Source organism: Sneathiella sedimenti, from assembly GCF_017313765.1.
GTDB classification, from domain to species: Bacteria; Pseudomonadota; Alphaproteobacteria; order Sneathiellales; family Sneathiellaceae; genus Sneathiella; species Sneathiella sedimenti.
Genome location: NZ_JAFLNC010000004.1, coordinates 222158 through 234981 on the forward strand (window position 1 = coordinate 222158; position 12824 = coordinate 234981).

General features: G+C 60.2%; 14 protein-coding genes. 7 read left to right on the forward strand and 7 right to left on the reverse strand.

All coding sequences use genetic code 11. The annotated features are described in order from the left end of the window. The 7 genes from J0X12_RS12825 to rpsF all read right to left on the reverse strand — a co-directional run bounded on the left by J0X12_RS12825 (position 1) and on the right by rpsF (position 5836). Positions 1-777, reverse strand: a complete 777-nt coding sequence (locus tag J0X12_RS12825; RefSeq protein ID WP_207046389.1) for an MlaE family ABC transporter permease — start codon at positions 775-777, stop codon at positions 1-3. Positions 778-780: 3 nt separating this feature from the next. Beyond that, on the reverse strand, positions 781-1893 hold the full coding sequence (alr, locus tag J0X12_RS12830) for an alanine racemase (RefSeq protein WP_207046391.1): 1113 nt from the start codon (positions 1891-1893) through the stop codon (positions 781-783). An 11-nt stretch (positions 1894-1904) separates the two neighbouring features. Beyond that, positions 1905-3383: a replicative DNA helicase gene (locus tag J0X12_RS12835; RefSeq protein WP_207046393.1), complete on the reverse strand. Its 1479-nt coding sequence runs from the start codon at positions 3381-3383 to the stop codon at positions 1905-1907. A gap of 168 nt (positions 3384-3551) precedes the next feature. After that, the gene (gene rplI / locus J0X12_RS12840) at positions 3552-4163 is read right to left on the reverse strand and encodes a 50S ribosomal protein L9 (protein ID WP_207046395.1); all 612 of its coding nucleotides are present in this window, start codon (positions 4161-4163) and stop codon (positions 3552-3554) included. Continuing rightward, positions 4163-5116 carry a DUF2232 domain-containing protein gene (locus J0X12_RS12845; RefSeq protein WP_207046397.1) on the reverse strand — a complete coding sequence of 318 codons (954 nt, stop codon included), beginning with the start codon at positions 5114-5116 and terminating at the stop codon, positions 4163-4165. The genes rplI and J0X12_RS12845 overlap by 1 nt, the downstream gene beginning before the upstream one ends. A 46-nt stretch (positions 5117-5162) precedes the next feature. Continuing rightward, entirely contained in the window at positions 5163-5399 is a 237-nt protein-coding gene (gene rpsR, locus J0X12_RS12850; RefSeq protein WP_161315505.1) for a 30S ribosomal protein S18, read from the reverse strand. Next, positions 5399-5836, reverse strand: coding sequence for a 30S ribosomal protein S6 (rpsF, locus tag J0X12_RS12855; protein ID WP_207046399.1), 438 nt, complete (start codon positions 5834-5836; stop codon positions 5399-5401). Before rpsF ends, rpsR begins: the two co-directional genes overlap by 1 nt. Positions 5837-6033: 197 nt before the next feature. Here rpsF and fabD point away from each other — a divergent pair, with 197 nt between their 5' ends. The 7 genes from fabD to J0X12_RS12890 all read left to right on the forward strand — a co-directional run bounded on the left by fabD (position 6034) and on the right by J0X12_RS12890 (position 12813). After that, a complete protein-coding gene (gene fabD / locus J0X12_RS12860; protein ID WP_207046401.1) occupies positions 6034-6987 on the forward strand; it encodes an ACP S-malonyltransferase in 954 nt (317 codons plus the stop codon). Positions 6988-7009: 22 nt separating this feature from the next. After that, complete coding sequence (gene fabG / locus J0X12_RS12865) at positions 7010-7747, forward strand: 3-oxoacyl-[acyl-carrier-protein] reductase (protein WP_207046403.1); 738 nt, start codon at positions 7010-7012, stop codon at positions 7745-7747. 181 nt (positions 7748-7928) lie between these two features. Then, positions 7929-8159 carry an acyl carrier protein gene (locus J0X12_RS12870; RefSeq protein ID WP_161337809.1) on the forward strand — a complete coding sequence of 77 codons (231 nt, stop codon included), beginning with the start codon at positions 7929-7931 and terminating at the stop codon, positions 8157-8159. Between the two features lie 57 nt (positions 8160-8216). Then, a complete protein-coding gene (gene fabF, locus J0X12_RS12875; RefSeq protein ID WP_207046405.1) occupies positions 8217-9473 on the forward strand; it encodes a beta-ketoacyl-ACP synthase II in 1257 nt (418 codons plus the stop codon). Positions 9474-9496: 23 nt separating this feature from the next. Beyond that, complete coding sequence (gene mltG / locus J0X12_RS12880) at positions 9497-10474, forward strand: endolytic transglycosylase MltG (RefSeq protein WP_207046407.1); 978 nt, start codon at positions 9497-9499, stop codon at positions 10472-10474. Between the two features lie 85 nt (positions 10475-10559). Then, the gene (locus J0X12_RS12885) at positions 10560-11846 is read left to right on the forward strand and encodes a hypothetical protein (RefSeq protein ID WP_207046410.1); all 1287 of its coding nucleotides are present in this window, start codon (positions 10560-10562) and stop codon (positions 11844-11846) included. Between the two features lie 76 nt (positions 11847-11922). Continuing rightward, positions 11923-12813, forward strand: a complete 891-nt coding sequence (locus J0X12_RS12890; RefSeq protein WP_207046412.1) for a YicC/YloC family endoribonuclease — start codon at positions 11923-11925, stop codon at positions 12811-12813. The last annotated feature ends 11 nt before the right edge of the window (positions 12814-12824 follow it).

Sequence of the window (12824 nt, forward strand, 5' to 3'; positions counted from 1 at the left end):
TTAATCGATCAGCAGGACGGTGAGGAAATAGTCGCTGATCAGGATCATGACGAAGGAGGAGACCACCGCATTCGTTGTCGCCTTGCCCACCCCTTGCGCGCCGCCGGTCGAGTTGAACCCGTGGTAGCAGCCCATCAGCGTGACGATAAAGCCGAACACGCTGGCCTTGATCAGGCCGGACACCACGTCGCGAATTTCGAGGAATTCAAAGGTGTTGTTAAGATAGTTGCTGGCATTGAAGCCGAGCTTTTCCGTCGCCACCAGGAAGCCGCCCGACACCCCGATGATATCGCCGACCAGCACGAGGAAGGGGAGCGTTACCAGCCCGGCAATCAGCCGCGGCGCGACGAGATATTTAAACGGGTTGGTGGAGAGGGTGACGAGGGCGTCAATCTGCTCGGTCACCCGCATGGTGCCGATCTCGGCGGCGATGGCCGCGCCCACACGTCCGGCGATCATCAAACCCGATAGCACCGGTGCCAGTTCACGGGTGAGGCCGATGACAACGATTGTCGCGACGGCACTCTCCGCATTGAAGCGGGAGGAGCCGACATAAATCTGCAGCGCCAGCACCATCCCGGTGAATAGCGCCGTCATCCCCACAACGGGGAGGGAGTAATAGCCGATATCCATCATCTGCTTGCCGAGAAGGCGGAGATAATAGGGCGGTACGATGCAATGACGCAGGCTGTGGGCGGTGAAGATGGCGATCCGGCCGACCGCTGCCATGAAGGAGAGGAAAACCCGACCAATAGTGGCTAGAAAGTTATGTTCCATGTCCTAGACCGCCGCGTCCAGATATTCACGATAATAGCGGCTGCCAAGCGCGGTGAGGACTTCATAGGGGATGGTGTCCGCATGGACCGCCACTTCATCAAGCGGGACTGCGCCGCCTATCAGGTCGACAAAGGCGCCGGGTGCACAATCGCCCGCCGGAACCTTACTGACATCAACGGTGATTATATCCATGGAAACGCGTCCTACTACTGGAACCTTGATATTGTTAATCGCACATTCAGCCTTATTACCCAGGACGCGAAAATAGCCGTCTGCATAGCCGACAGAAACGGTTGCAATCCGGCTCGACCCCTCAGTTCGGAATGTCGCACCATAGCCAACGGGAAATTCGCTGTCAACGTCCGCCACCCGCAGGATACGTCCGCGCAAATGCACCACCTCCCGCATCGGATTGGGCGCGCCGGCATGGGGGTTGCCGCCAAACAGGGCAATGCCCGGCCGGACCATGTCGAAATGATAGTCGGGCCCGAGGAAAATCCCGGCGGAGTTGGCGAAGGAAACCGGCGTGTTGCGTAGCTTCTTGGGCAGGATGCTCCGGAAAAACTCGAGCTTCTCAAGCTGTTCGCGGTTCATCGGATCGTCGGCCACATCGGCGCAGGAAAGATGGCTCATCACGAAGTCGATCTCGATATTGTTGAGCAGCTCCGGCGCCGCGGCGAGTTCCCGGATCTCTGCCTCCAGCAGGCCAAGGCGGGTCATCCCGGTATCCAGATGCAAAAGCGCGTGAAGCGGCCCGCGTGTTTTCGCGAACGCCGCCCATTGGCGGATATCATGCAGGGAGTTGAGGACAGGATCGAGGCGATGCGCGAGATAGATTTCCTCCGTGTCGGGGAGGAGGCCGGCGAGAATATGGATTTTGGCGTCGGGCAATAGCGCGCGTAGGGTAACGCCTTCCCCGGGCAGGGCAACAAAAAACCGCCGGCACCCCGCTGCATAGAGGGCCGGGCCGACTTTCTCGATCCCGAGACCATAGGCATTGGCCTTGACCGAGGCCGCACATTCGGCGGGCGCGGCCTTGTCCCGCAGCAAGCAGTAATTTTCCTTGAGAGCCCCGAGATTGATCGTCAGATGCGCTCCCGCCAGTTTACGCTCCATCCGCGGCGCTCCTAGTGATGTTCCGGCAGATATTCGTCGGAGATGTAGTCGCCAAAGCGGGTGAATTCCGGCTTGAAGTGCAGCTTGATGATGCCGATCGGGCCATGACGTTGCTTGCCGATGATCACTTCCGCGAGATTATGGAGGCGGCCCATGCGTTCCTGCCAGTCGGCATGCTCGGGCGTGCCCTCGGCGGGTTCCTTGCGTTCCTCGTAATAGCCTTCGCGATACACGAACATGACCACGTCGGCGTCCTGCTCGATCGAGCCGGATTCGCGCAAGTCCGAAAGCTGCGGCCGCTTGTCGTCCCGGTTCTCGACCTGGCGGCTGAGCTGGGAAAGGGCAATTACGGGGATATCCAGCTCCTTGGCGACGGCTTTCAGCCCCTGCGTCACCTCGGAGATTTCCTGCACGCGGTTCTCGGCGCGACGGCCGGAACCTTTCATCAGCTGCAGATAGTCAACCACAATAAGGCCGAGGCCGTGGCTGCGCTTGAGCCGCCGTGCGCGGGTCCGGAGCGCCGCGATGGAGAGCGCGGGCGTATCGTCGATATAGAGCGGGAGTTCGGAGAGCCGCGCCGTTTCCGGAACCAGCTTGTTGGCGAACTCGTCATCTGAGAGATCGCCGCGACGGAGCTTTTCGGAGCTGATCTCGGTCGCCTCGGCGAGGACACGGCCGACCAGCTGCTCGGCCGACATTTCAAGGGAGAAGAAGCCGACAACCGCGCCTTCCTTGCCGTCGCTCGCGTGATAGGCCTTCGCCGCGTTATAGGCGATGTTGGTGGCGAGAGAGGTTTTCCCCATCGACGGACGTCCGGCGAGGATGAGCAGGTCGGACTTGTGCAGGCCGCCGAGCTTGCCGTCCATGTCTTTCAGGCCCGTCGTCACGCCGACCAGATTGCCGTCGCGCTGGAATGCCTCTTCGATGGATTTCAGGGCCTCGTCCACGGCGAGGCGGATCGGCATCAGTGCCCCTTCATGCACGCCATTCTCGGCGAGGGAGAAGAGTTTCTGCTCCGCATTCTCGATTTGCGACTGGGAGGTTTCCTCCAGATCCGAATCATAGGCGGTGTTGACGATTTCCTCGCCGAGCAGGATCAGCTCCCGCCGCATGGCAAGGTCATAGATCAGCCGGCCGTAATTCTCCGCATTGATGATCGCGGTGGCGGAGGCGGCGAGGCGGGCGAGATATTGCGAGCCGCCGATATCGGCGAGGCCTTCGTCGCGGTCGAAATAGGATTTGAGCGTCACCGGGTCGGCGATTTCCCCGCGCTCAATCAGCAGGGTGGCGGCATCATAAATGCGCCGATGGACGTCCTCGGCGAAATGCTCCGCCTTCAGGAAGCCAGATACCTTGGCCGCCGCGTCATTGTTGACGAGAATCGCGCCGAGAAGATCCTGCTCCGCCTCAATATTATGCGGGGCCGTGCGGTAGGCGGGGCCAGCCTTGTCCTCGTCCAGACGGTCGTCGTTAAGCGATACGGTTTCCATGGGGGGATGTTAGCACAGCCACCGGCTGCTATTCACGTTTATTCTGAATATGGTCCAGAAAGAGAAATGTAATTTCTGTGGATAACGATTATCCACAGGCTGTGAACTTCGGGGATAAAAAAACGGCGCCCTGAAGGCACCGTTTTTCAACTCTCAAGAGGAGGCGGGTTACGCGTCGTCTTTTGGTTCTTCGCCGGCGGCTACTTGCTCAAGTTCCTCAACATCCACATCGGCGGTGGATTCGAAGACATTGACGACCGCTTCATCGCGTTCGTTAAGTGCAGCTTCGGCAGCTTCCTCGACAGATTCGCCGCGGGCCTGGATTTCCGCTTCCTCAGCGGAGCGGGCGATGTTGACCGTCACACCGACGGCAACTTCCGGATGCAGGCGCACCTTGATGTCATGCAGGCCAAGGGTTTTGAGAACCTTGTCCAGCTCGATCTGCTTGCGGGTCACGGTGAAGCCAGCCTCGGTAACCGCCTTGGCGATGTCCTGGGTGCTGACCGAACCGTACAGCTGCTGGGATTCGGAGGCGGCACGGATCAGGACAACGGCCTGGCCATCGAGCTTTTCCCCGACCTTTTCCGCTTCTGCGCGGCGTTTCAGGTTGTCCGCTTCAAGCTGGGCGCGCTGGGCTTCGAAAATCGACAGATTTTCCTTGTTCGCCCGAAGCGCCTTTTTCTGCGGCAACAGATAATTGCGGGCATAGCCGTTTTTGACTTTTACGACGTCGCCCATTTGACCGAGTTTCTCAACTCTTTCCAGTAATACTACTTCCATCAGTCTTCCTCCTGGCGGGGGGGTGCGGCAAAGCGGCGCCTGAACCCAACCCAATTTTCCATCAGCCCCAATATCGCGATTATCAGGACCAGCCATAACATCATAACCGTCGCCACATAGATCGCGCCCAGTATAAACGGGCGGCCGTTCCACCTATGCGACACCACATGGATGACCGCCATTCCCTGCAGGAAGAACAGTATCTCCAGCGTGATCACAAGCGCCCCCAGAAGAGGGACGGTCGCGTCCAGCAGGACGCTGAGGACCGTCGCTCCGATGAAGGCCAGCGCCAGCCAGTTGGGCAGCGCCATCTTCGTCAGTTCCGGTGTCGGCCGGAGATTCCTGTTAAAGCGGACCAGCACCCCTTGGGCGAGGCAGCCACTCAACAGGATAAACACTCCCCACAACGGACCCAGAAATTGTGGCATCAGCATCACAAATTCCGCGCCGGTCAGTGCCGGGGCGACACCCTGTATTTCCGTCATCTGCACCAGCATCTGGTCGAACCCGTCGATCAGACCCTGCCGCAGCGCATCGTCCCATTGAAGCAGGCCCATGGCCAGCAACGTTAGTCCGACGCAGATACCCGCCCACCATATCATCAGATAATCGGCCGGGTACCAGTATTTTACGCCATCCGTTTCCCGCCATAGCAGCGCCTGACGCACCAGCAGAATAACCGGAGCACCGGAAATCACTGCATAGGCCAGAGCGAAGCTCGGATTGATCGCAATCGCTGCGACCAATACGCTGCTCAGGATCGAGATCAGGGCACTTCTCAGCCCAAACCCCAGCCCGGACACGAACAGCGGGACCAGTGACAATATCCAAAAGATCAGGGTCTGGAGCGCCGTCCCAAAAGAGGAGCCGCCAGCATTTCCCGCGATGGAAAGCATGACGAGCGCGGTATTCAGAACACCGAGCGCAACGGCAACTGCCAGTTCCTTGACCATAGTCAATATATTCCGGGGCCTGCATACTTGCGCCGCCCCCGGCTTTCTATTTTACAAGAAACGGCAGGAGTGCGAGGTTTCTGGCCCGTTTGATCGCTGTTGCCAGTTCGCGCTGTTTCTTTGCGGAAACGGCGGTGATCCGGCTTGGCATGATTTTACCGCGCTCAGACACGTAGCGCTGCAGAAGCTTGACATCTTTATAGTCGATCTTCGGCGCGCCGTCTCCCGTGAACGGGCAGGTTTTGCGGCGGCGGAAAAACGGGCGGCGTTGTGCGTCAGCCATTATTCTTCCCCTTCATCAGTTGTTTTCTCGGCATCATCATCATCGTCAGAGGCTTTTGCGGGTTTCGCATCATCGCCATCTTCTTCAGAATCACGACGGCGTTCCGGACGGGTGCTGCGGCTCTGCAGCATGACGGAATCGCCTTCTTCCAGCTCTTCGACCTTGATGGTCATGTGGCGCAGCACGTCTTCATTCAGACGCAGATTGCGTTCCATTTCCTTCATGGCGTCGACCGGTGTGTCGAGGTTGAGGAGAACGTAATGGCCCTTGCGGTTTTTCTTGATCTTGTAGGCAAGATTGCGAAGGCCCCAGTTTTCGACCTTGGCGACGGTTCCGCCACCATCGGTGATAAAGCTGGACATATTTTCGGTCAGCGTTTCCACCTGCTGGGTGGAGATGTCCTGACGCGCAATAATAACTGTCTCATACAGAGGCATATATAAAGCTCCTTATGGCTCTTGAATGTCTGGAGTTACACAGCGTAACCGAACAGACTTAGCCGACCTCCGTCGGCAAGGAGTATTGAGGCGGCGGACTATACAGATTTTACCACTATATGCAAGTGGGCTTGACAGGAAATTTTGCTGCAATATGACTGTGACAGTAACTTGATCAGAATTGGACCCGAAAAACCATGACACGTGCATTTGTATTTCCCGGCCAGGGCAGCCAGGCCGTCGGTATGGGGCAGGAGCTGGCGCAGAGCCACGCCGCCGCCCGTGAAGTCTTCGAAGAGGTGGATGAGGCCCTTGGCCAGAACCTCACCAAACTGATGTTCGAAGGCCCGATCGAGGAACTGACCCTGACCGAGAATGCGCAGCCCGCGCTGATGGCGGTCAGTATGGCCGTGGTCCGGATCCTGGAAAAAGACGGCAATATGGATTTTGCCAAGACCGCCAAATATGTCGCCGGGCATTCACTGGGCGAGTATTCGGCCCTGACGGCGGCGGGCGCATTGACCCTCTCTGATGCGGCGCGGCTTCTGAAAGCGCGCGGCCTGGCCATGCAGCAGGCGGTACCGGTTGGTGTCGGCGCGATGGCCGCGCTTCTGGGTCTTAATATCGAGCCCGTCGAGGAAGTCGTTGCCGAGGCGCGTGAAAAGGCCAAGGCCGGCGAGGTTGTCTCTGCCGCCAATGACAATGCGGATGGGCAGGTCGTTCTGTCCGGTCACAAGGGCGCCGTCGAGGTGGCGATCGAGATTGCCAAGGAGAAGGGCGCGAAGAAGGCCATGCTGCTCCCGGTGAGCGCGCCGTTCCATTGCCCGCTGATGCAGCCCGCCGCCGACGAGATGGCGGAACGGCTGAAAGAGGTCGTGATCACGCCGCCGCGCGTGCCGCTGGTCGCCAATGTGACCGCAAGCGAGGTGAGCGACCCGGACACCATCCGCCGGCTGCTGGTGGAGCAGGTGACGGGCCGGGTGCGCTGGCGTGAAAGCGTCCTTTATATGGGCGAGCAGGGGGTTTCGGAGCTGGTCGAGCTCGGCGCCGGCAAGATCCTGACCGGCATGGTTCGCCGGATTAACCGCGAGATGACCGGCTCGGCCGTCGGGACGCCGGCGGATATCGACGCTTTTCTGGCGAAACTCTAAGGGAAACGGGAGTATTCTATACATGTTCGATCTGACAGGAAAATGCGCACTGGTTACCGGTGCCTCCGGCGGTCTCGGCGCGGCGATTGCGCGGGACCTGCACAAGCAGGGCGCAACGGTCGCCCTTTCCGGCACGCGGGAGGATGCGCTGAAGGTGGTGGCCTCCGAACTCGGGGATCGCGTCCATGTGCTGCCCTGCAACCTCTCCGACATGGCGGCAGTGGATAACCTGATCAAGCAGGCCGAGGACGCAATGGGCCAGCTCGATATTCTCGTCAACAATGCCGGGCTGACCCGCGATGGGCTTGCCATGCGGATGAAGGATGAGGACTGGGATGCGGTCATGGATGTCAACCTCAAGGCCGCGTTCAAGCTATCGCGCAACGCTCTGCGCGGCATGATGAAGCGGCGTTCGGGGCGGATCATCAGCATTACCTCCATCGTCGGGGTGACCGGCAATCCGGGCCAGATGAACTATGCGGCCTCGAAAGCGGGGATGATCGGCATGTCGAAATCCCTCGCGCAGGAAGTCGCAACCCGCGGTATCACGGTAAATTGTGTGGCCCCCGGATTTATCGAGACGGCGATGACCGCCGCGCTGCCCGATGCCCAGAAAGAGGCGCTTCTTACAGCGGTTCCTGCCGGGAAACTCGGCGATCCCGCTGATATTTCGGCGGCAGTTGTCTATCTCTCCTCGGACGAGGCGGCCTATGTGACCGGGCAGACATTGCATGTCAACGGCGGCATGGCAATGATTTGACCGGGACAGCCCGGGCCCCATATAAAATCAAATCGCGGTGAGGTTTTCTTTGCAAGACGAACAAAGTATGTTAGGAAGCCGCACCAAATTGACCGCCAATGGTGCTTGAATTTTTAGCACCTTGGGGGTAAGGAATGAGCACATATAATTTTGAACTGTCGGATTATCTAAGGATACAGCTATGAGTGATATCGCAGGGCGTGTAAAAAAAATCGTCGTTGAGCATCTCGGTGTAGATGAAAGCAAAGTAACAGACGAAGCGAGCTTCATTGACGATCTGGGGGCAGACAGCCTGGATACGGTTGAGCTTGTGATGGCGTTCGAAGAAGAATTCGGAATCGAGATTCCGGATGACGCCGCTGAAAAAATTCTGACAGTGAAAGACGCGATCACGCATATCGAAGCTGCTTGATCGGGCGGGGCCCTGGGCCCCGAACTCCCTTTCCTGAAACTAATCATTGGGTGACGCATGCGACGAGTGGTGGTAACCGGGTTGGGGCTTGTGACCCCTCTGGCAAACGGTGTTCAGCCGACATGGAAGAGGCTGATCAACGGTGAATCCGGAGCAGGAATGCTCACCAAGATCGATACGACGGACCTGCCGGTTCGCTACGGCTGTGAAGTGCCGATCGATCCCGATACACCGGATGCCTTTATTGCAGACAATGTTCTGGAGCCGAAAGAACAGCGTAAAGTCGATTCCTTCATCCTGTTCGGCATCGCCGCCGCGGATGAGGCGATCAAGGACAGCGGCTGGGAACCGTCGACAGAAGAAGAATTCTGCCGCACCGGCGTGACCATCGGGTCCGGTATCGGTGGCCTGCCGTCGATCGAGGCGAATGCCATCACCCTCCATGAACGCGGACCCCGGCGCATCGGGCCGTTCTTTATTCCCGGCGCGCTGATAAACCTGGTCTCCGGCCAGGTGTCCATCCGTCACGGCTACAAGGGCCCGAACCACGCCGTGGTGACCGCCTGCTCGACCGGCGCCCATGCGATTGGCGACGCCGCGCGGATGATCGCCGATGACGACGCCGACGTGATGGTGGCCGGTGGCGCTGAAGGCGCGATCTGCCGTCTCGGCATTGCCGGGTTTGCCTCCGCCAAGGCGCTCTCCAACTCCTACCATGATGCGCCGGAAACGGCCTCTCGCCCCTATGACAAGGGCCGCGACGGTTTCGTGATGGGCGAGGGCGCAGGTGTTGTCGTTCTCGAAGAATATGAACATGCCAAGAAGCGCGGCGCGAAAATCTACGCCGAGGTTCTGGGCTACGGCCTGTCGGGCGACGCCCATCATATCACGGCGCCCGCGTCGGATGGTGACGGCGGTTATCGCGCGATGCAGATGGCGCTGAAGAAATCCGGCCTGAGCGTCGACGACATCGGCTATGTCAATGCGCATGGCACCTCGACCATGGCTGACTTCATCGAGGTCGGCGCGGTTGAACGGCTGTTCGGCGCCCAGGCGAAGAATGTCGCCATGTCCTCCACCAAATCCGCCATCGGCCACCTGCTCGGTGCCGCGGGCGGGGTGGAAGCGATCTTTTCCATCCTCGCGATGAATGAGGGGATCCTGCCGCCGACCATCAACTTGCAGGAGCCGTCAGAAAGCTGCGAGCTTAACCTCGTGCCGAACAAGGCGCAGGAAAAGAAGGTGGATGCGGTTCTCTCCAACTCCTTCGGGTTTGGGGGCACCAACGCCAGCCTCGTCATGAAGCGCGTCTGACCCGCGTAGGGGCGGATGCCACGATGAGGCCGGTTCTCTATACCCTGATTGCGCTGATCGTCGGCGCGGGCCTCGCGCTTGCGGGGATACTGGGGTATGGCTGGCACCTGTTCAATGCCGAGGGCCCGCTTGACACGGAAACGGTCTATGTCCTCGAGAAGGGAACAGGCCTGCGTGCCCTTGCCGTCGATCTTGAGAAAAATCAAATTATAAACAATGATCTGGCGTTCGTTCTTGGTGTAAGACTTGAAGACAAGGCGGCGCGCCTGCAGGCTGGGGAATACCAGATTCCCGCCGCCATTTCCGGCATCGACCTGATGGCGCTTTTCGTTTCGGGCAAGGTGATCGAGCGGCGGCTGACCATCCCTGAAGGTCTGCAAAGCCGAGAGATCAAGGCGCTTATCGAGGCGGCCCCGGGACTGGAGGGGGAGATCACCCGCAATATGCCCGAAGGGGCGTTTCTGCCGGAAACCTACCAATACCGGTTGGGCGATAGCCGCGATGAACTGATCGACCGCATGGCCACGGCGATGCAGGGAGCGATTGACTCGGTCATCGCCTCGACGCCGTTGCCGCCGGAGCTGAAATCAGAGGCGGACCTGGTGATCCTCGCCTCCATCGTCGAAAAGGAAACCGCGCTTGCAGAGGAACGGCCGCGGGTTGCCGGGGTGTTTCTCAACCGCCTGCGCAAAGGGATGATGCTGCAATCGGACCCGACCGTGGTCTACGGCATTACCGAAGGCATGCGCGATCTTGGCCGGCCGCTCAGCAAGAAGGATCTGGCCACCCCGACCGACTATAACACCTACCAGATGATGGGTCTGCCCAAGGGGCCGATCGCCAACCCGGGCCTTGAAAGTCTGAGCGCTGTGCTGCAGCCCGAAGAAACCAAGTTCCTTTATTTCGTGGCCGACGGCACCGGCGGGCATGCCTTCTCGACCACCCTCGCCGGGCATAACGACAATGTCCGCAAATGGCGAAAACTCAACAAGAAGAAGTAGTTTCCAACCCCGTCGCCCGATTTGACACAAAAATCACCATCCGAACGTCATAGCCGTAAATAACGGACGAAGGAGCGGGTGGCTCATGGCGGTGAGTACGGATACCATACAAACGCTGCTCAGGCAGCGGCAGGACCTGCGCGAGGCGCTCCTGGATTTGCGCAAAGAAATCGAGACGCTGGATGCGTCCTCCCTCGAGCTGGTGAACAGGAATATCAAGAACCCGAGCCCGGCATCGACCGCCCCGGCGGCGACATCACCACCTCCCAAAACAATAGCGGTCCAGCCCTCTCCAGCCAAGACGTCAGAGGAGGCAGGAGAGACAGAGGCAATAAAGAAGACCGAGGCGCCCGTCGCGCCACCAACCGCGCCCGAACCACAGGCCGAGCCAGAGGCAGTAACCTCGGTCCCCGCCGCCGCATCCGACGCCCCGACACCGGAACAGGAAGGGACGGCATCGGGCGAATCCTCGCGCCGGGAGCCAGTGCTGGCGGCACCCGGCAAGCCGCCCGAGCAGACGGCGGCACCGGCAGATCCGCCCGCCTTACCCGAAGAGCCGGCCCCGAAAGCCGATTCCCCGGCGGCGCTGCCCGCCCAGGAAGCCACAGACGGGGAGGAAGACGCCGATCCCGATGATCTGGCGGCGCTGCTGGAGAGGGCGCGGGGTCTGTCCGATTACCTGCTTGATCACCCCTCGAAACTGCCGCCCGCGGAACTCGGCGCCCTCGATACCGCGATCACGGTAAGTGCGGCGGCCAAAACCACGGCGGAGAAGAAAGCCTGCTATCACACCCTACAGGCGGCTTACCGCAAGATTTCCGCCGCAACCTTTGCCGCCTCCGGGGTGAATGGCACAACCTTGCAGGACAGCGCGGCCGGCGCGCCGCTGCTCTGGGCGCTTCCCCTCGCGATCGCGATTCTGACCATCATGGTCTTTCCGATGCTGTTGCTGGCGCGGCATCTGTCGGGGGAAATGTTCACCGATGAGTTTGCCGCGGATTTAATCTGGTCCTTTGGCCTTCTGGCGGCCTTTCTCTGGGGCACAGTGGGGGCGCTCAGCCTGCTGACCCTCAATATAGGACAGGCGGTGCGTCATCGCCGGTTTGACGGGGGTGTCCGCTACTCGCCGGGTTTGCGCGGCGCGCTTGGTGGCCTGACCGGGACGGTCTTCTTCACGGTGGTTGAGATCGGATTGCCCATGACCGACGCGACAGCGGATTTCGCCCTCGATATGGCGGCCTTCATCGGCGGGTTGCTGTCTGCGATCCTGTTCGCCGGGGTGCAGCGTGCCCTCAACGCCGTGACAGGCTGGCTGGCGTCCGGGACGACACCCGCGACGGGCGCGAAAGCATTGCGCGCGCCCAAAAAATAACGCCGCGCGCTTGTCGCCTTCCGCGGAAGCGGATATACAGGGTTCCAGATCCTTTACCCTTGCGCATGAGGCCGATTTGACCATTAACAGTATGACGGGGTTTGCCCGGGCGAGCGGTTCGCTTGACGGGGTCGGCTGGCTCTGGGAAGTGAAAAGCGTCAACGGCCGGGGGCTGGAAGTACGCTGCCGCCTGCCGTCGGGCTTCGACTATCTCGAAGACAAGTTGCGAAAAGCGGTCAAGGCCCGGTTCGAACGGGGCAATATCAATCTTCACCTGCAGCTTGAAAGCCGGACCACCGGCGTCGCCTATCGCGTTAATCAGGATTTTCTTGAAGAGCTTCTTGCCCTTGCCGGGAACTATGTGGAGGACGGGCAGGCCCGCCGCCCGCGGATGGACGGCATGCTGGGCTTGCGCGGCGTGATCGAGCCGAAGGAGGACCCGGCGGCAGATGTCGATGCGGAGACCTTCGCGGCGGCGCTGCTGGCCTCGGCGGAGGAGCTGATCAACAGCCTTGAACAGGCGCGCGCGGAAGAGGGGGCGCAGCTGCACCCGGTTCTGCTCGCGCAGCTGGACGAAATTGAAACGCTGGTCGGTCGCGCAGGTGAGATCACCAAAAGCTGGCCCGAACGGGCCCGTGCCAAGATCAAGGCGCAGATGGCCCTGATCCTGGAGGCGGCGGAACTGGAGGAGGGGCGGCTGGAGCAGGAGCTGGCGCTGCTCACCACTAAGGCGGACATCTCCGAGGAGATCGACAGGCTCACCGGCCATATCGTGGCAACGCGAGAGTTGCTGGAAAGCAGTACGAAGGGCGGCGTGGGGCGACGGCTGGACTTCATCTGCCAGGAGTTCAACCGCGAGGCCAACACCCTCTGCTCCAAGGCCCATGACCGGGACCTCACCCAGATCGGCCTCGACCTCAAGGTGCTGGTCGACAAGATGCGCGAACAAGTTCAGAATATTGAGTAGGAAGAGTTGAA